12 protein-coding genes and 8 pseudogenes are annotated in these 21,335 nt (G+C 30.2%); 19 read left to right on the forward strand and 1 reads right to left on the reverse strand.

The window, feature by feature from the left end:
• Positions 1–223: 223 nt before the first annotated feature.
• Complete coding sequence (locus AGR56_RS04725; protein WP_053241330.1) at positions 224–544, forward strand: hypothetical protein; 321 nt, start codon at positions 224–226, stop codon at positions 542–544.
• Positions 545–759: 215 nt separating this feature from the next.
• On the opposite strand, the pseudogene murC reads toward AGR56_RS04725, so the two are convergent.
• Positions 760–2,134, reverse strand: a pseudogene (murC, locus tag AGR56_RS04730) (UDP-N-acetylmuramate--L-alanine ligase).
• 550 nt (positions 2,135–2,684) lie between these two features.
• Between murC and purR the strand changes: the two are divergent.
• The 18 genes and pseudogenes from purR (at position 2,685) to AGR56_RS04820 (ending at position 21,300) form a co-directional block, all read left to right on the forward strand.
• Entirely contained in the window at positions 2,685–3,500 is an 816-nt protein-coding gene (gene purR / locus AGR56_RS04735) for a pur operon repressor (RefSeq protein WP_053241331.1), read from the forward strand.
• 114 nt (positions 3,501–3,614) lie between these two features.
• Positions 3,615–3,902, forward strand: coding sequence for a septation regulator SpoVG (spoVG, locus tag AGR56_RS04740; RefSeq protein WP_053241332.1), 288 nt, complete (start codon positions 3,615–3,617; stop codon positions 3,900–3,902).
• A gap of 213 nt (positions 3,903–4,115) precedes the next feature.
• Positions 4,116–5,477 (forward strand): bifunctional UDP-N-acetylglucosamine diphosphorylase/glucosamine-1-phosphate N-acetyltransferase GlmU, encoded by a 1,362-nt coding sequence (glmU, locus tag AGR56_RS04745; protein ID WP_053241333.1) that lies wholly within the window; start codon positions 4,116–4,118, stop codon positions 5,475–5,477.
• A 26-nt stretch (positions 5,478–5,503) separates the two neighbouring features.
• A pseudogene (locus AGR56_RS04750) lies at positions 5,504–6,479 on the forward strand (ribose-phosphate pyrophosphokinase).
• 265 nt (positions 6,480–6,744) lie between these two features.
• A complete protein-coding gene (locus tag AGR56_RS04755) occupies positions 6,745–7,431 on the forward strand; it encodes a response regulator transcription factor (protein ID WP_053241334.1) in 687 nt (228 codons plus the stop codon).
• A gap of 1 nt (position 7,432) precedes the next feature.
• The gene (locus AGR56_RS04760; protein WP_053241335.1) at positions 7,433–8,857 is read left to right on the forward strand and encodes a HAMP domain-containing sensor histidine kinase; all 1,425 of its coding nucleotides are present in this window, start codon (positions 7,433–7,435) and stop codon (positions 8,855–8,857) included.
• Between the two features lie 86 nt (positions 8,858–8,943).
• A complete protein-coding gene (locus tag AGR56_RS04765; protein WP_231017018.1) occupies positions 8,944–10,167 on the forward strand; it encodes a trypsin-like peptidase domain-containing protein in 1,224 nt (407 codons plus the stop codon).
• Positions 10,168–10,205: 38 nt separating this feature from the next.
• Positions 10,206–10,770: pseudogene (gene pth / locus AGR56_RS04770) on the forward strand (aminoacyl-tRNA hydrolase).
• 19 nt (positions 10,771–10,789) lie between these two features.
• A pseudogene (mfd, locus tag AGR56_RS04775) lies at positions 10,790–14,319 on the forward strand (transcription-repair coupling factor).
• Positions 14,320–14,406: 87 nt separating this feature from the next.
• Positions 14,407–15,415, forward strand: a pseudogene (locus AGR56_RS04780) (peptidylprolyl isomerase).
• A 121-nt stretch (positions 15,416–15,536) separates the two neighbouring features.
• Positions 15,537–16,087, forward strand: a pseudogene (spoVT, locus tag AGR56_RS04785) (stage V sporulation protein T).
• A 69-nt stretch (positions 16,088–16,156) separates the two neighbouring features.
• Positions 16,157–17,691: pseudogene (locus AGR56_RS04790) on the forward strand (polysaccharide biosynthesis protein).
• Positions 17,692–17,717: 26 nt separating this feature from the next.
• Positions 17,718–19,176, forward strand: a pseudogene (mazG, locus tag AGR56_RS04795) (nucleoside triphosphate pyrophosphohydrolase).
• 95 nt (positions 19,177–19,271) lie between these two features.
• Complete coding sequence (locus AGR56_RS04800) at positions 19,272–19,547, forward strand: HU family DNA-binding protein (RefSeq protein ID WP_053241336.1); 276 nt, start codon at positions 19,272–19,274, stop codon at positions 19,545–19,547.
• A gap of 372 nt (positions 19,548–19,919) precedes the next feature.
• Complete coding sequence (locus AGR56_RS04805) at positions 19,920–20,174, forward strand: RNA-binding S4 domain-containing protein (protein WP_053241337.1); 255 nt, start codon at positions 19,920–19,922, stop codon at positions 20,172–20,174.
• 59 nt (positions 20,175–20,233) lie between these two features.
• The gene (gene yabP, locus AGR56_RS04810) at positions 20,234–20,530 is read left to right on the forward strand and encodes a sporulation protein YabP (RefSeq protein ID WP_053241338.1); all 297 of its coding nucleotides are present in this window, start codon (positions 20,234–20,236) and stop codon (positions 20,528–20,530) included.
• Positions 20,531–20,540: 10 nt separating this feature from the next.
• Complete coding sequence (gene yabQ, locus AGR56_RS04815; RefSeq protein ID WP_242851316.1) at positions 20,541–20,900, forward strand: spore cortex biosynthesis protein YabQ; 360 nt, start codon at positions 20,541–20,543, stop codon at positions 20,898–20,900.
• A 118-nt stretch (positions 20,901–21,018) separates the two neighbouring features.
• Complete coding sequence (locus AGR56_RS04820; protein ID WP_053241339.1) at positions 21,019–21,300, forward strand: septum formation initiator family protein; 282 nt, start codon at positions 21,019–21,021, stop codon at positions 21,298–21,300.
• The last annotated feature ends 35 nt before the right edge of the window (positions 21,301–21,335 follow it).

The raw sequence follows: 21,335 nt of genomic DNA on the forward strand, positions 1-21,335 counted from the left end.
TAGATTTATGGAATCTTTTTAATGTGACGAAGCAATGTTACTTCGCATTTTTGTTTAAAAAAGCTTATTAAGGGTAAACTATAAGTGATTCACTGAAGTCTATATATTATGGTTTTTAAAATATATTTTGCAGGTTGGCTTTATATCGGTATTTTAGGAAGCAAAATGTAATAGATTTATAGTGTTTGGGTTTATTAAAATTATAGGTAGGGAGTGTTTTTTTATGACGAATTTTTTGATTTCAGCAGCAGTTGATATAGTCCTTATTTTTGCATCGTATTTTATATTTAGAAGTGTAATAAGTGGTCCTACAAGACATAAAATATATGAAAAATTTATCAGTTCCTTTGGTAAGTTTGTTATATATATTTTTGTGGTTTCAACTGTTATAACAGGTCTGGCTGCCTTTATACTATATAGAACAAGATATGTTGGATATCTTAATATAGCAGCTCCAGCATTAGTTTCAATATTTATAGGATTTGTTGTATCTACTGTGCCAACAAGAGGAGTAAATGAGAATAAAAAAAATCATGCGCATTAATTATTTTTCAGTGCGTTAAATAAAGTTTATAAATCTAAAGCCTCAATTTCAAGAAAATGCAATAAATCTTAATAGAAAAATCACAAAATACTTAGATATTTCAATCTGTCTGAGCGGTTAGCGAGTTATTGAAATATTTTAGGATTTTGTGATTTTTCTATTTTAGATTTATGAATTTTTTTAATGTTACAAAGAATTATTACTTTGCAATATTTTTATTTTAAGAACATCTCGCCTACTTTGTACACGTCTCCTGCCCCTATTGTGAATAGAACGTCTCCTTCAGTTAAATTTTCTTTGAGATAAGTTACTATATCATCAAAGCTGTGGAGGTTTTTACATGGAACACCATTTTTTCTTATTTCGTCTCCAAGCATATTGGAGCTCACAACACCTGTATCTTTTTCTCTTGCTGCATATATATCTGCTAAAACTAATGCATCAACATTTGAAAATGCATTAGCAAATTCATTAAATAAACTTTGAGTTCTTGAATAAGTATGAGGTTGAAAAACGCAGAATATTCTTTCATGAGGATAATTTTGTGCAGCTGCAAGTGTAGCCTTTATTTCAGTTGGATGATGTGCATAATCATCTATAACTGTAACACCATCCTTGGTGCCCTTTATTTCAAAAACGTCTGTGAGTACCATTGAAACTTTGAATTCCAGCTATTATTGAATTAGCATCAATGTCAAGTACAAGAGCAGTAGCTATACTTGCAAGGGTATTTAAAATATTGTGTTTACCAGGTATATTTAATCTTATATTAAATAAAAATTTATTTCCATTGTAAACATCAAATACTGCACAGCCATGATCATCATAACCTATATTTTTAGCAGTTATTTTACCATTTTCTATACCATAAGACACTATATTGCATTTTGCTTTTGAGGCAACACGAGCGGTTCTTTCATCATCATAATTTGCTATCAAATATCCATCTTCAGGTATTAAATTTGAGAACTTTGTAAAAGTCCTCTCAATATCATCTATATCCTTATAGTAATCAAGGTGATCAGCATCAATATCCAATATGACACCTATATAAGGGAAAAATTGAAGGAAGGATGCTTTATATTCACAGGCTTCTGTAATAAAATAATCACTTTTGCCAGCACGTACATTTCCACCTATTATATCTAAATCTCCTCCTACCAAAATTGTTGGATCGAGATTTGCTTTTAATACTATGTGGGAAATTATAGATGTTGTAGTCGTTTTTCCGTGAGTTCCAGATACTGCAACGTTAAATTTATGATCTTTCATTAGGGTGCCTAGAAATTCAGCCCTGGTTACAAGGGGGATGTTCAATTCTTTTGCACGTATTAATTCAGGATTATCATTAGGTATTGCAGCAGTATACACTATAAGATCTACATTATTTATATTACTGCTGTTATGACCTATATATATTTCAGCACCATTTTTTTCTAGTTTATCTGTAGCAAGGGATTTTTTTGCATCAGAACCAGAAACTTTATAATTGTGCTCAAGTAGGATTTCAGCAAGACCACTCATACTAACTCCACCTATTCCTATAAAGTGGATTTTTTTATTTGAATCATGTTTAAAATTAAAAGACATAAGCCATTCACTCCTAATATTTATAATATAGATGTTACCTGAAAGGTTGAAACTGCCAATTTAATAGTTTTATACAGGTAACTTGTAAAGATTAAGAGTAGAGAGTAGAGAGCAAAGAGTGGAGTGAAGGTGGATTTTTCTACGTTTTACTATGAAAAATCTTTAATTATTAAAACACAATGAAGCTTAGCAAACATAAGCAAAGCGATTTGAAAAAATTGGCAAAAGCATTAAGTTTTAAGATTTTCTGTGGTAACAGAAAATCATCCTTCACTCTACTCTCTACTCTGTACTCTTTACTCTATAATTTGACAAAATTAAAATGTTACCAAAAATATTATAGTCAATTTAAAAATTCTCAGTAGTTTCATATGGTATTCAGTTTTAATTATATACGAATATGCATAAAAACAATACATAAATTCAAAAAAAGTTTAAAGTTTTAAATATAACTATTGCTTAACAATAGAAATAAGAATAAAATATGAATAATAGCAAAAAATAATTTGCTATAGTTCGTATACAGAATTTAAATAGAACAGGTGGTAAAATGGAAAAGTTCAGCAGAAATAATAGAGTTTCAGCTATAACTAAAATTTTAATAGAAAATCCAAATACTATCATTAATCTAAATACATTTACTGAAAAGTTTAATGCAGCAAAGTCTACTATAAGTGAAGATATTGTGATAGTAAGAGATGCAATGGAAAGACTAAAATGTGGAAAAGTAGAAACAATTTCCGGAGCAGCAGGGGGAGTCAGATATATCTGTGATATATCTGATGAAGAAGTTGAACGATTTATAACAAGTTTATGTTTAATTTTGAGACAAAAGGAGAGAATAATACCAGGGAACTTTTTATACATGACAGATATAATGTCTGATCCTAAAATAATACGCTCAGCTGGATTGATACTTGCTAAACAATTTAATCATATTGACATTGATTATGTTGTTACAGTTGAAACAAAAGGTATTCCTCTTGCGTATGAGGTTGCGAAGCTTTTGGGAGTTCAACTTGTTGTTGTTAGAAGAGGTAACAAGGTCACAGAGGGACCAGTTGTTACTATAAATTATGTAACAGGTTCATCTAAAAGAATTCAAAGCATGTCTTTATCTAGAATGTGCATGAATAAAGGAAGCAAATGTATATTTATAGATGATCTTATGAAAGCTGGAGGGACAGCATTTGGAATAGCAGATTTACTTAAAGAATTTGATAGTGAACTAGTGGGAACAGGTGTACTTGTAGATAATATGGAAAACCCTCAAAAATTAGTTCAGGATTATTATTCAATGGTTCAATTTAAAGGCATCTCAGAGGATAATTTTCCAATTGTTGAGCCTTCACCAGAACATAAATAATAAAATTTTCAAAAAATTTAATTTTTTTTTTAAAAAAATTAGAAGGAAAAACATAAGTTATAGAGAATATTATATTTAAATCATAAAGGTAAAGCATCTTTGGAGGTGTATTGTATGCAGATTACAGATGTAAGAATAAGAAAAATTACTTCAGAAGGAAAAATGAAGGCAATTGTTTCAGTAACTTTTGATAATGAATTTGTTGTTCATGATATAAAAGTTATTGAAGGACAAAATGGTCTCTTTATTGCTATGCCTAGCAGAAAGACACCTGATGGTGAGTTTAAGGATATAGCTCATCCAATAAACACATTGACTAGAGAAAAGATTCAGACAGCAATATTGGAAGAATATGAAAAAGTAAAGAATGAAGAAGAAACAAAAACAGAAACAGAGGAATAAAATAAAAAGGAGTTTAAGAACTCCTTTTTTATTTTTTTGAAATATTACACTATTGAAATTATGTTTACAATAAAATATAATAAAACTTGTTTAAAGGTTTTATTATATTTATATAGAAAAAATACAATGTTTAAAACTTTTATGTAGTTTCAACATATATAGTATGTGAAGGGAGTTGAAAATCGTTAGCTGTGTAAGCTGAACGATGTTAAAATGTATAATTGTGCGTTGATATTAGCAGCAGGTAAAGGCAAAAGAATGAAATCAGATTTGCCTAAGGTGCTGCATAAAGTATGTGGTAAAGAAATGGTTAATATAGTTATAGATACTATGAAAAAATCTGGAATAGATGATGTAAATGTAATAATAGGAAAAGGAGCAGAACTGGTAGAGGAAGCAACAAAAAAGCAAAATGTATCTTATTCTTTTCAAAAGGAACAATTAGGGACAGGCGATGCGGTCAAATGTGCTAGGGAGTTTTTGAAAGGAAAAAAAGGTACTGTTGCTATATTTACAGGTGATGCTCCTTTAATTACGGAAAGTACTGTAAAGAAGACCCTTGAATTTCATGAGGTTGGTGGATATGCAGCTACTGTCTTGACTTCTATAGTAGATGATCCGGAAGGATATGGTAGGATAATAAGAAATAAAGATGGTTCTTTAAAGAAAATAGTAGAACATAAGGATTGCAATGAAGAAGAACTTTGTGTTAAAGAGATAAACTCTGCGATGTATTGTTTTGATATTGAAAATCTTCTTAATAATTTGGATAAAATAAATAATAATAACGCTCAGGGTGAATATTATTTAACTGATGTTATAGAAATTTTAGAAAGCCAAGGAAAAAAGGTAGGAGCCATTTCAGTTCCATTTGAACAAACTTTGGGTATAAATTCAAGAGTACAGCTTTCAGAAGTTGCTCAAATAATGAAAAAAAGAATAAATAATTTTCATATGGAAAATGGAGTTACAATTATAGATCCGAATAATACATATATAGGACTAGATGTTGAAATTGGTTCAGATACCATAATATATCCTGGTAACGTTCTTGAAGGTAATACAGTTATTAAAGGAAATTGTACATTATATCCTAATTCTAGAATAGATAATAGTGTTATTGAAAAAGGTGTAACAATTCAAAGCTCAGTAATACTTGACAGCCATGTTGGAGAAAATACAACAGTTGGACCTTATGCGTACATAAGACCAGAAAGCAAAGTTGGAAATAATGTTAGAATTGGTGATTTTGTTGAAATCAAAAAGTCTACAATAGGAGATGGTACTAAGGTATCACACTTGACATATATAGGGGATGCAGAAGTAGGTGGAAATTGTAACTTTGGATGCGGAACCGTAGTTGTAAATTATGACGGAAAAGAAAAACATAAAACTATTATAGGAAATCACTCATTTATAGGTTGCAACACAAATTTAGTATCTCCAGTTACTGTAGAAGATAATACATATATTGCTGCTGGGTCAACTATAACAGATAAGGTTCCAGAGGGAGCGTTTGCAATTGCTAGAGCAAGACAAGTAGTAAAAGAAGGATGGACTAAAAAAAGGGATTAAGTAAATAAAGTTAGGGAGGAATTTTTATAAATGATAAACCATGGAAAAATATAAAAATTTTTACAGGAAATTCTTATCCTGAGTTAGCACATGATATTGCGGACATAATTGGAGTTAGTGTTGGAGATTCTAAAGTGTCTAAATTTAGCAATGGAGAAACGTCTGTTGATATTAATGAAACTGTAAGAGGAACAGATTTGTTTTTGGTTCAAACTTTATGTGAGCCAGTTAATGATAATATTATGGAACTTCTAATTATGCTTGATGCATTTAAAAGAGCATCGGCAGGAAGAATTACAGCTGTTATTCCTCACTATTCATATGCAAGGCAAGATAGAAAGGCTAAAGCAAGACAGCCGATTACAGCTAAATTAATGGCTGATTTAATTCATACCGCAGGTGCAGACAGAGTTCTTACCATGGATTTACATGCCCCTCAAATACAGGGCTTTTTCGATATACCTGTTGATCATCTCGAAGGAGTTCCTATAATAGCTAAATATTTTAAGAATCTAAATCTTGGTTGTGAAGATGTTATTGCTGTTTCACCAGATATAGGAGGGGTAAAAAGAACAAGGAAGTTTGCAGAAAAACTTCATATACCTATAGCTATAATAGATAAAAGAAGACCTAAGCCTAATGTTTCAGAAGTAATGAGCATAATAGGTGACGTTAAAAATAAGAAGGTAATACTTGTTGATGATATGATAGATACTGCTGGTTCAATTGTAAATGCAGCAGAAGCTCTTCTTAAAATGGGGGCAAAAGAAGTTTATGCTTGCTGTACCCACGGAGTTTTGTCAGGACCGGCAATTGAAAGATTAGAAACTCTCCAATAAAGGAAATTGTAACGTTAAATACGATTCCTGTTGAAGCTGAGAAAAAATAGATAAAATAAAAGTTTTATCTGTAGCACCTATATTTGCTGAAGCTATAAGAAGAATATATGAAGACATATCAGTAAGCAAAATTTTTTCAAGAGGAATAAAAACTGCGAAGTAACAATGATTTATCACCTAAGATTTATAAAGCTCTATTTAAACTGTTTTTTCATCACTATTACTTCGCTTTCACGGTAGTGTAAGGAAAAAGTTTCTCCGTTCCTATGGAATTTTGGGTATTAACTTATGCAATCAATTATTGGCTTATTTAATAAAAAAGGCGGTTTTAAACCGCTTTTTTAGTTAATAATGTATAATGATGATGATTTAATTAAAAAAGTGTGCTAAATTATAATTATATAATATTTGGAGTTTGGAGTGAGTATATGGATAATACATTAGGTAAGGTACTAATAGTCGATGATGACGAAAATATAAGTGAAGTAATAAAGCTATACCTTGACAGCAGTGGATATTCAACTAGAGTATGTAATGATGGAAAAGAAGCTGAGGATAACTTTTTAGAATATAAGCCAGATATAGTGCTTTTGGATATAATGCTGCCTAAAATAGATGGAGTAGATGTACTTAAATGGATAAGAAAAGAATTTAACACTCCAGTTATAATGCTTACTGCAAAAGGAGAGACATTTGACAAAGTCCTTGCACTTGAACTTGGAGCCGATGATTACATAGTTAAGCCATTTGAACCTAAAGAACTTATAGCAAGAGTAAAAGCAGTGCTTAGAAGAACGAGCATGGAAGATGTATCAAAAAACGAATTAAGTTTTGAAGATTTAAAAATAGATATGAGTTCTTATACTGTAATTTATAAGGGCGAAGAAATAAAGATGCCTCCTAAAGAGTTTGAACTTTTATTTTACCTTGCTAACAATAAAAATAAAGTTTTTACAAGGGAGCAGTTACTCTGTGAGGTTTGGGGTTATGATTATCCGGGAGATTCAAGAACTGTTGATGTACATGTAAAGAGACTAAGAGAAAAGTTAAAGGGTGGAGCCAACTGGCAGATAGAAACTGTGTGGGGTGTAGGATACAAATTTGAGGTTAAGTAGCATGAAAAATGGATTGTTTTCTAAAATGATAGCAGCCTTTACCATAATTATTTCACTTAGTTTTGTAGTGACTTCAGCTATTTTATCATTTTGGTTTCAAAATTACTACTTAACTCAAAGAAGAAATCAAATAGTAAGCCAATCTCAATTTGTGAGGACCGTAGCCCTTCAATATTTTGCAGGCAATATATCACAGGAAAGAACCAATGATACTCTTGAAGAGTTATCAGGATACTTAAGTGCAGATATAAAAGCAGATATGTTTATTATGGATATGTATGGTTATATTCATGCAACATCCAATCCCCAGTATGATAAATTGATAGGAAAGCAAATTGTAAGTAAGGATATAAAGGATATAAAAAGCGGTAAAATGGTGGAGAATACTAATGTCTATAACGGGATATTTGACAAAGCTGTTCATACTTATGAAATTCCTATAACTTATAATGGTACATTTGAAGGAATTATAATGATAAATACCTCCGTTACTGACATTAAGCATCCACTTAGAAGAGTATATATAATAATATGGATATCAGCTATATTGGCAATAATCGCAGCATGCTTTGTAATTTATTATTTTTCTCAAAAAATTATAATTAAACCTTTAGGAGAAATTAATAGTGTTGCAAGAAAAATAGCAAAAGGTGAAGTTGACAAAAGGGTAGGTATTGAATCAGATGATGAAATAGGTGAACTTGCGGAATCCTTTAATTTTATGGCAGATTCTCTTGAAAAAGTAGAAAATAATAGAAGAGAATTTATATCAAATGTATCTCATGAGATTAGATCACCTATAACCTCTATAAAAGGATTTATTGGCGGTATACTTGATGGAATAATACCTCAGGACAGAGAAAAATATTATTTATCTTTAACTTATGATGAAATAAATAGGCTTACAAGGCTTGTAAATGATTTACTTGATTTATCTTCTATGGAGGCTGGGCATTTAAAATTAAATATTGTAAAATTAAATATTAATGAGATGATAAAGAATACTGTAATTAAATTTGAAACAAAAATAAATGAAAAGAAACTAAAGGTTGATGTATGCTTTAATTCTGATGCCTTGTATGTTTTAGGTGATGAAGACAGAATAAATCAAGTTTTAACTAATCTTATAGATAATGCTATAAAGTATGTAAATGATGATGGAAAAGTAGTAATAACCACAAGAGGAAAGTCAAATAAAGCATATATATCAATTTATAATAATGGTCCCCAAATTAATGAAGAGGATTTTAAGCATATATGGAATAGATTTTATAAATCAGATAAATCACGTACTACTAAGATGAGTACTGGTCTTGGACTTCCTATTGTAAGAAGTATACTTACACAACATGGTGAGGATATACATGTTGAAAATAAAAAAGAGGGCGGAGTTGAGTTTACTTTTTCACTTAAATTAGTAACTTAATTTATTGAATTATAATAATTTATTCATAATTCTTTAAACTACTAAGCTTATAATATAATAAATAATCCTATATGGGGGTGCACTAATTGCCAAACGATGATAATGAAATAAAGGATGTTGACTGGAGAGAAGTGAATATAGAAGACAGCGATAGCAGTTTGGGTCAAATTAAGTTCAAGAAAAACAGAAATAAGACTAGGTTAAGATCAGCACTAAAATTTGTTTTTATGATAGCTGTTGCGTCTATTTCTGGTGCTGTTACGGCTGCGTATATTGTTAATGTTAAGTACTCAGATTCTTTGGTGAAAAGCAATACTCCAATATTTCAGAAAAAGAAAGCGTTAAGTAGCAATAATACTAATAGTGATACTTCGGTAACTGAAAATTCAATAAATAAAGTTGCACAGGAAGTAGGACCGTCAGTTGTTGGAGTAAAAAATAGTTTAAATGGATTTGATGGAAAAAGCCAAGAGTATGTAGGTTCTGGAATAATAATAAGGTCAGATGGGTATATTGTAACTAATTACCATGTTATACAAGATCAAAGTGCTATAACTGTTAAATTGCCTAATGGAAAAAACGGTAATGTATTTAAGGCTAAACTCATTGGATATGATAATTTGTCTGATTTAGCTATAATTAAAATAGATTCACGTAATTTGCCTGCAGCAGTATTTGGAGATTCTTCAAAGATTAAGATTGGAGATAGTGCTATTGCTATTGGAAATCCCTTAGGACAAGAATTTCAAGGCTCTGTTACATCAGGTGTTATAAGTGCTATAAATAAAGATATAAATTTGCCAGACGATACAAATGGGGAGATTTCAAAATATAAAATTATTGAAACAGATGCGGTAATAAATCAAGGTAACAGCGGTGGAGCGTTATGCAATGAAAACGGAGAAGTAATAGGAATAAATAGTCTTAAACTTGGAGATAAATATGCTGATTCTGGCATGAGTGTTGCAATATCAGTAAATGAAGCAAAAAAAATAATAGATGAAATTATAAAGAATGGAAAAGTAACAAGGCCATTTCTTGGAGTAGTTGGAGGAACAGCACTTGCTGATAAAAACAATGGAATTCAAGGAGCTTACGTAAAATCAGTTGTTAGTGGAAGTGGACTCGCAAAGGCTGGAATAAAAGCAGATGATATAATAGTTGAACTAGATGGAGTTAAAGTAACAAGTATTGATGATATAAGAGATATAATTCAGGATAAAAAGATTGGAGATAAAATACCATGTAAAGTATATAGAAAGGGTAAATATATAAAGTGTGAAGTTGTATTATCTGAAAATAAAGAATAAATTTAATAATTTAAGTAATGAAAGTAGTGATAAATAATATGTTTTTAGTAGTTGGACTTGGAAATATTGGAGAGGAGTATGCACACACTAGACATAACATTGGTTTTGATGCAATAGATGCCTTAGCAGATAAGTTCAATGTTTCTATAAATAAAGCTAAGTTTAAAGGAATGTATGGAAGCTTAAATATAGGAGAAAATAAAGTTATACTTTTAAAGCCGTCAACATACATGAATTTAAGTGGAGAAAGTGTTGTAGAAGCTGTGAATTTTTACAAAATAAAGAAGGAAAATATCATAGTGCTTTATGATGATATAAGCTTTGAGGTTGGTAGGTTTAGGATAAGAAGAAAGGGAAGTGCTGGAGGGCATAATGGAATTAAAAATATTATACAGAATTTATCTTCAGATGAATTTACAAGGGTGAAAATAGGTGTTGGACAGCCTAAAGGTGATCTTGTAAAACATGTTCTTGGGCATTTTTGTGATGAAGATAGGAAAAAAAGTGGAAAAAATTTTTAAAATAACTTGCGATGCAGTTGAACTTATTATAGACAAAGATGTTGAAAGTGCTATGAATAAATTTAATTGCATTGAAGTTTAATAAATTTAGAGGTGTTAAGATGAGACTTAAAGGGCTTATGCAGCCTTTGAAAAGTGATAAGAGATTTCAAGATGCTGTTCTTAATATAAAAAATCGTGAGTTCCCTATAGAGCTATGTGGAATCTCCGAATCAGGAAAAAGCTATCTTATAAGCGGGCTGTATGAAGAAACAGATAGCCCATTTTTGGTGATTACAGATAGTGATATTGAGGCTAAAAAAATATATGAAGATTTGTCTTTGTATATGTCAAATGTTTATTATTTTCCTACTAAAGAGATAGTTTTCTACAATATATATGCAATATCTGGTGATTTGAGGTGGGAAAGGTTAAACGTTATAAAGCACATGCTTTCTAAAGGGAAGAAGATAATAGTAACCTGTGCTGAAGCTTTAATTTCTACATATATACCAGTAGACTTATATAGAAAATATACTTTTAAACTTTCACTTGGAGCAAACTTAAATCTAGATGATTTTATAACAAAACTTGTTCAATCGGGATATGATAGGGTTGAATGCGTAGATGCCAAAGGTCAATTTTCTGTAAGAGGAGGAATACTTGATGTATACCCACCAACGTCTGTAGTACCATACAGAATTGAACTTTTTGGAGATGAGATCGATTCAATTAGAAGCTTTAATACCGAATCTCAGAGAAGCATAGAAAAGGTTAATAAAATAGAAATTTTTCCGGCAAAAGAAATAGTGCTTCCAGATGAAAATATAAAATATGGATATGAAAAAATAGAAAAAGAACTACAAACTTCATTAAAGGCATTTTTAAATAAAGATGAAAAAGAAAATGCAGAAAGGCTAAAAAAGACTATTGAATATAATCTAGAAAGTCTTAAAGAAAAAGGTGGATTTGAAACTATAGATAGTTTTATGCCTTACTTTTTTAAGAGCACATCGTCATTTTTTGATTTTATGAAAGATGCGGTTATCTTTATAGATGATTTTGAAAGATGTAGAGGCAAAATTGAAAGTGCTTATTATGAATTTGAAGAGAATTATAATGGATTTTTACAAAGAGGTGATATACTTCCAGGGCAAGGTAATATGGTTATTTCTAAAGATCACCTATGGATTATGTTAAATGAAGAAAAAAGTTGTGAAAATGTTTTCTCTTGAAAATTCAACTGATAAAAATTTAACAAGCAAAAGCTTTTATTTCAAGGAAGTTACTCTTTTGAGTTATCGTGGGCAAATGGAACTTTTAATAAATGATATAAAAGAAAAAAAGAAAAATAATTATAGAATATTAATACTTAGTGGTACTAAAGCTAGAGGGCAAAGGTTGGTTGATACTTTAAGGGATTTAAAAATTGAAAGTGTATATCGGGATGATGTTTCTGAGATAAATTGTGGTGAAGTTGTAGTTACGTATGGCAGCCAGCTTAAGGGATTTGAATATCCTGAACTTAAGCTTTGTTTAATAGCAGATAAAGAGGTATTTGGAGAGTCTAAAAAAGAAGAAAAAAAATAAAACAAGAAAAAATCAAAAAGGTGTAAGCAAGATAAAGAGTTTTACTGAACTTAAACCAGGAGATTATGTTGTACATGTTAATCATGGAATAGGTGTATTTAAGGGAATAGAGCAGCTTGATGTTCAAGGACATAAAAAAGACTATCTTACACTTAGCTATGCTTTAGATGATAAACTTTATGTTCCAGTAGAACAGCTTGATTTAGTTCAAAAATATGTTGGAAGTGAAGGAAAGGCTCCTAAAGTAAATAAACTTGGTGGAAATGAGTGGAATAAAGCTAAAAATAAAGTAAGAAAATCAATAAATGAAATTGCTGAAGAACTTGTGAAATTATATGCAGTAAGGTCTACGGTAAATGGATTTAAATTTTCCAAGGATACTGTTTGGCAAAAGCAATTTGAAGAAGAATTTCCTTACAATGAAACCCCTGATCAAATGTTTGCTATAGAAGAAATAAAAAAAGACATGGAAATTGGAAAGGTAATGGACAGATTAATTTGCGGCGATGTTGGTTATGGAAAAACAGAAGTGGCAATAAGAGCTGCATTTAAATGTGTAATGGACGGTAAGCAGGTAGCGTTTTTAGTTCCAACCACAATTTTAGCTGAACAACATTATAATAACTTTGTAAAAAGGTTTTCAGATTTTCCAGTTAAGGTTGATATGATAAGCAGATTTAGAACAGCTGCGCAGCAAAAAGTTACATTAAAGGCGCTTAAAGAAGGAAATGTAGATATAATAATTGGAACTCATAGGATACTTAATAAGGAAATAAAATTTAAAGATTTAGGACTTTTAATAATAGATGAGGAGCAAAGATTTGGAGTGACTCATAAGGAAAAATTAAAACAGTTTAAAAAGAATATAGATGTACTTACTCTATCTGCGACACCTATTCCAAGAACTCTTCATATGTCGCTTACTGGAGTTAGAGATATAAGCGTTATTGAAACTGCACCAGAGGAGAGATACCCTGTTCAGACATATGTAGTTGAATACAATGATCAGCTTATAAGAGATGCTGTAATGAGAGAAATAAGCAGAAAAGGACAGGTATTTTTTGTTTATAATAGGGTTGAAAATATAAAGGAAATGAGTTCTAATATTTCAAAATTGATACCAGAAGCAAGAGTTGCTATAGCGCATGGGCAGATGACAGAAAGAGAACTTGAAAAAGTTATGATTGAATTTGGAAATAATGAATATGATTTACTGCTATGTACAACAATAATAGAGACAGGTATTGATATTCAAAATGTAAATACTATGATAATATATGATGCAGATAAAATGGGGCTTTCACAGCTTTATCAACTTAGAGGAAGAGTTGGAAGAACAAATAGAATGGCATATGCTTACTTCACTTATAGAAAAAATAAAATCTTAACAGAAGTTGCAGAAAAAAGGCTTAAAGCTATAAAAGAGTTCACAGAGCTTGGTTCAGGATTTAAAATAGCTATGAAGGATCTCGAAATAAGAGGAGCAGGAAATATAATGGGTTCTGCCCAGCATGGTCATATGGCATCAGTAGGATATGATTTGTATTGTAGAATGCTTGAAAATACTATAAAGCAAATAAAGGGAGAAATAGATGAAGAACCTGTAGAATCAACCGTTGATCTTAAAGTGGATGCATATATTCCTTCTTCATATATACAAGATGAAACTCAGAAAATCTCTATTTATAAGAAGATAGCAGCTATAGATTCATACGATGAAATGATGGAGGTTCAAGAAGAATTACAAGATAGATTTTCAGATATACCAGAGGCGGTTAATAATCTTATAGATATAGCATATTTAAGAAGCATCGCAAGCAGCCTTGGAATACTTGAAGTGAAGGATAAGAATACGCAAATAGAACTTCAATTTGAAAATAATGAAAAAATTAACGAAAGTTTAATAAAAGGGTTACTTCAGAATTATAGCAAGGAAATTGTGTTTAAAATGGGTGAAAAGCCGATAATATTGTATAGTTTGAAGAATATAAAAAGAGATGAGATGATAAAAAAATTAAAAGAACTTTTACAATATATGAAGTCCATAGTTGAAACAAAGTAATTTTATGATAAAATAAAAATTTGTGCATAATAAAGTTATTAATATGAAACTTAATTAAATAAATAATTAGAAAAGCGAGGTAAATTTATGAAAAGTGCTAAAAAGATCATAAGTGCATTAATGCTAGGAATGTTTGTATTTTCAGCTGCCGGATGCGATATGATAGAAAAGACACCTGAAGGAATTTCAAAACAAGTGGTAGCGAAAGTAAACGATGAAAAGGTAACAAAAGGAGAAATTGACAAGCTTGTAAAGCAATCTGGAGTAATTGCAAGTATTGAGCAGCAGTATGGAACTAATTACACAAGTAATGAAGAAGCAATGAATGCATTAAACCAGCAAAAAGGGCAATTGCTTGATAGTAAAATAACTGAAGTGTTATTTTTACAGAAAGCAAAAGAGCTTAAGTTAATGCCAAGTGATTCGGAATTAAATAAACAAGTAACGTCTCAATATAATTCAGCTAAGAAACAATATAAAACAGATACTGAGTGGAAATCAGCATTAAAGCAGGCTGGTTATACAGAAGATGAGCTTAAAGAACAAATGAAAAACGGTATAATAGAACAAAAAAGTCCTAAATTACATATATAAGGGAATAAGCATAAGTGATTCAGCTGCAAAATCATATTATGAAAAGAATCAAAGCAGCTATACAGAAAAAACAAACACAATTAATGTATCACATATTTTACTTAAAACTGAAGATGAAGCTAAAAAGGTTGAAACAAGAATAAAAAATGGAGAAGATTTTGCTAAAATAGCTAAAGAGGTATCCACTGATACTGGCTCAAAGGATAAGGGTGGAAGTTTAGGAGATATACAACAAGGTGATACAAATTACGATGCAACTTTTATGGCAGCAGCATGGAAATTAAAAGCTGGAGAAGTTAGTCAGCCAGTTAAAACTCAATTTGGATGGCATGTAATAAAGTGTGTAAAGAAAACAGAGTATCCTGTAAAGGCATTTGATAAAGTTAAAGCAGATATAAAGAGCACTCTTTTAAAACAAAAACAACAAACTAAGTTACAAGATACTATTACTAAATGGAAAAAAGCGGCTAAGATAACTAAATACGAAAAAATCTATAAATAAAAAATCCATAGAAGGTAACTTCTATGGATTTTTTTATAAAGAAAACTATGCATATATGCATAAAATTTCAAAATAAGTTGGATACTATAAATGTAAAAAAAATTTAGGAGGGAAACAAGTGATGAAAGCAACAGGTATTGTTAGACGTATAGACGATCTTGGAAGAGTTGTAATACCAAAGGAAATAAGAAGAACTCTTAGGATAAGAGAAGGAGATCCTTTAGAAATATTTACAGATAGAGAAGGGGGAGTTATTTTAAAAAAATATTCACCTATAAATGAGCTTAACGATTTTGCAAAGGAGTATGCAGAATCATTAAATTCTTCAATAGGGCAAATGGTAGCAATTTGCGATAAAGATGCAATAATATCAGTTAGTGGATCAGCTAAAAAGGAATATGTTGATAAGAGAGTAAGCGACGAAATTGAAAGCTTAATGGATGAAAGAAAGTCATTTAATATGGCTGAGGAAGGAAAGCCAATGCCATTATATGATGAAGATGAGGCAGAAGGAAAATATACGGCACAAGTTGCTGCTCCAATAATAGCAGAGGGTGATGCTGTGGGTGCAGTAGTTATTTTTCAAAGGATGAAGATGCAAAATTTGGAGAGATGGAAGAGAAAATGGCGGAAACAGCAGCACTATTTTTAGGAAAACAAATGGAACAATAATATAATATAGTAATAATACCTCTAAAATTTAAATATTAATACTTATAGAAATTTTGGAGGTATTTTAATATGAAAAAACAATCTTTAATAAAAGGCACTTTTATATTAGGTATAGCAGGCATAATTGCGAAATTCTTGGGATTATTTTTTAGGTTTCCCCTTGTTATGCTTATAGGTGATGATGGAATAGGATATTACCAAATGTCATATCCGTTGTATACATTTTTTATTGCTGCAGCATCTGGAATACCTGTAGCTGTGTCTAAAATGGTTTCAGAGAGAAATGCAGTTGGAGATACAGAGGGAATAATATTAATACTTAGAAAAGCCATTATTCTTATGGTTATGCTTGGAGGAGGATTTACACTATTCCTTTTAGCATTTTCTAAAGAACTTGTAAGATTTCTCAATTGGGACAGCCATGCATTATATTCACTGATGGGGATAGCTTTTGCACCGCTATTTATATCTATAGTAAGCCCATTTAGAGGCTTCTTTCAAGGACTTCAGAATATGACACCTACGGCTATATCTCAAATACTAGAGCAAATTGGAAGGGTAATTGTAGGAGTTGGACTAGCATATCTATTTTTAAATAAAGGAGTAGAGTATTCGGCAGGTGGAGCAGCTTTTGGGGCAACTTTTGGAGCTATAATGGCTGGAATATATTTATTTTACAAGTACATTAAAGCTGAAAAACAATTGGGAAAAATAAAAATTAAAAATGATAGTTCTATTTTAACTAAAATAATATGTATAGCTATTCCAGTGTCACTTGGTTCCGCAGTAGGAAGTATAATGAGTCTTTTAGATTCTATTCTTGTACCTCAAAATTTGCTTAAAGCAGGATTTGATTATAGGCAGGCTACTGAGCTATATGGACAACTTACAGGAAAAGCATTTGTGCTTGTTAATGTTCCTCTTACATTATCAATGGCGCTTTGTATCTCTATTGTGCCAATGATTTCAGAAGCGTTTATTTTAAAAAGAAAATTTCAACTAATAAGTAAAGTTGACACAGCATTAAGAATGTCAATGGTAATAGCAATACCATCTTTTTAGGGCTATTTTTTATGTCAAATCCAATAATGAGATTAATATTTCCAGGACACTCAGCAGGAAGCGATATTTTAAAATATTTAAGTATTAGCATACCATTTATAATTTTATTTCAAACAACTACAGCGATATTGCAGGGTGTAGGAAAGTATTTATTGCCTGTAATAAATTTATTTATAGGCTGTGTGGTTAAGGTATTTATAACTATACATTTAGTGCCATCACCCAATATAAATGTTTATGGAGCTGTAATAGGGACTATAATTGGATATTTTGTTGCTACTATATTAAATGTAGCAGCGTTCAGTATAAAGTTAAAAATTAAGCCTAAATACTATGATATTTTAATAAAACCTGCTTATGCCTCAATTATTATGATAATAAGTGTTGTATTTATTTATACGTATGTTTATAATAAAACAATGAATAATATAATAAGTTGTGGCATATCTGTGCTTTCAGGTGTTATAATTTATTTTATATTAATTATTGTTTTTGGAGTATTTAATTATAGCGATATTAAACGAAGATTTGTTAAAGGATAAATAAAGGAAAAGAGGTAGAAGTTTTAGTGATTAAAATTGTTGGACTTGGACCTGGATCGAAGGATGCAATTACTTTTGGTACCTTAGAACTGCTAAAAAGCAGTAGTAATGTTATTCTAAGAACAGAAAAACATCCTACAGTAAAGTATCTAAAAGAAATGGGCATAGCATTTCAAACTTATGATGAAAAGTATGAGAAAAGTGAAAGCTTTGATGATGTGTATAGTTCTATAGCTGAAGATATAATAAAAAGATATTCCGAAGCTGGAGAAGTGGTTTATGCGGTCCCAGGGCATCCTCTTGTTGCAGAAAAGTCTGTCGAGATATTATTAAAATTATGTAAAAAACAAAACATAGAAGCAGAAGTACTTCCTGCAGTAAGTTTTATAGATGTTGTCATGGAAAGACTTCAAATAGATCCAGTTAGAGGTCTTAAAATAATAGACGCGTTTGATATAAAAAATCAAATTTTAGATAAAAGAATAGGACTAATAGTAACTCAAGTGTATAATAAGTTTATTGCATCAGATGTAAAATTAGCGCTGCTTGAGTATTATAAAGATGATACAGAAATATATTTTATAAGAGCCGCAGGAGTAAAAGATACAGAGAGTATACGCACAATGCCTTTGTATGAGCTTGATAGGCAGGGAGATATAGATTATTTGACATCGATATATATACCACGTGATGTAGAAAACAATAAAGATTTCTATGACTTACTTGATATTATGGAGAAGCTTAGAAGCAGTGATGGTTGTCCATGGGATAGAGAACAAACGCATGAATCTATAAAGAAATCTATGATTGAGGAAAGTTATGAAGTTGTTGAAGCTATTGAAAAAATGACGATAATATGGTTATTGAAGAACTTGGAGATGTACTTTTTCAGATAGTTTTTCATGCTCAACTTGGAAAAGAAGAAGGAATGTATAATATCAATGATATAATATCTGGTATATGCAGTAAAATGATATATAGGCATCCCCATGTATTTGGAGATTCAAACTGTGAAACATCTTCAGACGTAATTAAAAAGTGGGATGAAATAAAGAAAAATGAGCAAGGATTAAAATCTCATACTGATGAATTAAAACATGTACCTAAAATTTTGCCAGCACTTATGAGGCAGATAAGGTTCAAAAGAAAGCTGCAAAAGTTGGATTTGATTTGGACAGCATTGAAGGTGTATTTAACAAGGTTTTAGAGGAGTTTTATGAGGTAAAAAATGAATATAATGCTAGCAAAAAGGATAGAATATTAGAAGAAGTTGGAGATTTAATATTTTCTGTAGTAAATGTTGCTAGATTTCTTGACATTGATAGTGAGTTTGCATTAAATTATACTATAGATAAATTTATAAAACGCTTTGAGTACATAGAAAACGAAGCTTGTAATAATAACTTGAGATTAGAGGACATGACATTAAAGCAAATGGATGATCTTTGGAATAAGAGCAAATCAATTGAAAAAGACAAAATTTAATAAAAATATCTTTCGAAAGAAGGATTTTTATAATTAATGCAGAATATGCTAATGTATAGTTAAGCATACTCTTAAAATTTAAGGAGGTAACAAAAGTGAATAAAGCAGAATTAATAGCTAGTATAGCAGAAAAAGGAAATTTAACTAAGAAAGATGCAGAGACAGCATTAAAAGCATTTATAGAAAGTATTGAAGAATCTTTAGAGAAAAATGAAAAGGTTCAATTAGTTGGTTTCGGAACTTTTGAAACTAGAGAAAGAGCTGAAAGAAAGGGTAGAAACCCAAGATCAAAAGAAGAAATAACAATACCAGCGTCTACTGTACCAGTATTTAAAGCAGGAAAAGAATTTAAAGAGAGAGTAAATAAATAATAAATTTAGGCACAAATTAAAAATCCCGGTTAATCCGGGATTTTTAAGTATAATCCTACACGAGGTTTGGGCGGAGCCATTATCCTTCTAGAACAAGAAATAGGCACTCATAAAAATACACGAGGTTTGGGCGGAGCCATTATCCTTCTTACAGTCAGATAAATCTTAAAACTTAATGATGCTCAGCTTTGCTGAACGAAATAAATATAGGTGATTTTAAAAGTTTGGAATAAGCATTAATAAGATTTTAAATTTTCTATGGTGAAATGAAAGAAAATTATTTTTTATTGCGCATTGTGTATTGTAAACTGAATTAAATATGGTTTCACTGAATATTTGTTTAAATCATATAATAACGATTGGGAGGAAAAAATGAGACTAGATAAATACTTGAAAATTTCAAGAATAATAAAAAGAAGAACTGTTGCTAAAGAAGCTTGTGAAAGTGGAAGAGTATCTATAAATGGAAAGGTTGCAAAACCAAGTACAGAGGTGAAAGAAGAAGATGTAATAGAAATTAGATATGCTTCAAAGGTATTAAAAGCTAAAATTTTAAATATTTCAAGCCATGTACTTAAAGAAGAAGCAAAACAAATGTATGAGGTAATATCAGGTGAAGAAATTTAGGTTATAACTTGCGAATATTCTACATATATATTAAAAAGTAGAATAGGAGGTAATCTGGTATGGAATCAAAAAAAGAATCAAATACTGATAATAGTAAGAAAAGTCTTATGACTATAGAAAATAGAAAAAAGCTTTTATTGACAGGTGTGAGTGAAGTTGTCAGCTTTAATGATGAGCAAATTATACTTAATACTAATGTAGGTTCACTTGTTATTAGAGGAAGAGAACTTAAAATGAATAAATTGGATGTACAAAATGGAGATATAGTTATAATTGGAGTAGTCAATTCCTGCGTATATAACAGCAATGAGGATAAGCATAATAAAGATAGTATTTTGTCAAGATTATTTAGATAGGTAATAAATTATGATTTTGACTATATATGATCAGTTTGTTTTTTTATTATGCAATTTCATAGCAGGAATTGTAGTCGCAGGACTTTTTGATTTATATAGAGTTATAAGAAATATAAAAAAAGTAAATAGAATTTTGGTTTTTATACAAGACATAATATTTCTTATTTTATGCGGATTTATTGTATTTGCATTCTTATTGTATACAAATGAAGCTTACATAAATATTTATGTATATGTATTTATGATATTAGGAATAATTTTTTATGTTAAGGTAATAAGCCGTGGGTATGTAAAGGCTGTTGATACTATAATAAGAAAGTTAATGAAACTTACTAGAATTATTGTAAATTTTATAATTTTTCATTTTTGAATCAATATTCTTAAATAAAAAATAAAAATTAGTTAATAAATAGCTTGAATAAATCTAAAAAAGCTTTTAAAATGTATATATGGGTATTAAGTTTTAACTCTAGAGGAGAGTTTTATTTATGAGTAAAAAGTCAAAACTAAAAATTATAATACTTATGGTTTTTATTATAAATATAGGATATATATTTGTTAATCAAGAACTCACTATGTTAAGAATAAAAAATGACATAAAGACTAAACAGGAAACCGTAGATAAGCTTAGCAGTGAGAATAGAAAATTACAGGATCAAATTAAACTTACTAAGACTGATAAATATACTGAAAAGCTCGCAAGGGAAAGATTGGGTCTTATAAAAGAAGGTGAAACTCCTGTAATGGATTCAAGTGAAAAAAATAAATAGCTTAATAAATTATAATTAACATACACAATATAAAA

This window comes from Clostridium sp. DMHC 10 (genome assembly GCF_001270375.1).
In the GTDB taxonomy this organism is placed as follows: domain Bacteria; phylum Bacillota; class Clostridia; order Clostridiales; family Clostridiaceae; genus Clostridium_S; species Clostridium_S guangxiense.

What these genes read in the sequence shown, in the direction of transcription:
- AGR56_RS04725 (WP_053241330.1), top strand. Translation starts at nt 224, where the DNA reads ATGACGAATTTTTTGATTTCAGCAGCAGTTGATATAGTCCTTATTTTT.
- purR (WP_053241331.1), top strand. Translation starts at nt 2,685, where the DNA reads ATGGAAAAGTTCAGCAGAAATAATAGAGTTTCAGCTATAACTAAAATT.
- spoVG (WP_053241332.1), top strand. Translation starts at nt 3,615, where the DNA reads ATGCAGATTACAGATGTAAGAATAAGAAAAATTACTTCAGAAGGAAAA.
- glmU (WP_053241333.1), top strand. Translation starts at nt 4,116, where the DNA reads ATGTATAATTGTGCGTTGATATTAGCAGCAGGTAAAGGCAAAAGAATG.
- AGR56_RS04755 (WP_053241334.1), top strand. Translation starts at nt 6,745, where the DNA reads ATGGATAATACATTAGGTAAGGTACTAATAGTCGATGATGACGAAAAT.
- AGR56_RS04760 (WP_053241335.1), top strand. Translation starts at nt 7,433, where the DNA reads ATGAAAAATGGATTGTTTTCTAAAATGATAGCAGCCTTTACCATAATT.
- AGR56_RS04805 (WP_053241337.1), top strand. Translation starts at nt 19,920, where the DNA reads ATGAGACTAGATAAATACTTGAAAATTTCAAGAATAATAAAAAGAAGA.
- yabP (WP_053241338.1), top strand. Translation starts at nt 20,234, where the DNA reads ATGGAATCAAAAAAAGAATCAAATACTGATAATAGTAAGAAAAGTCTT.
- yabQ (WP_242851316.1), top strand. Translation starts at nt 20,541, where the DNA reads ATGATTTTGACTATATATGATCAGTTTGTTTTTTTATTATGCAATTTC.
- AGR56_RS04820 (WP_053241339.1), top strand. Translation starts at nt 21,019, where the DNA reads ATGAGTAAAAAGTCAAAACTAAAAATTATAATACTTATGGTTTTTATT.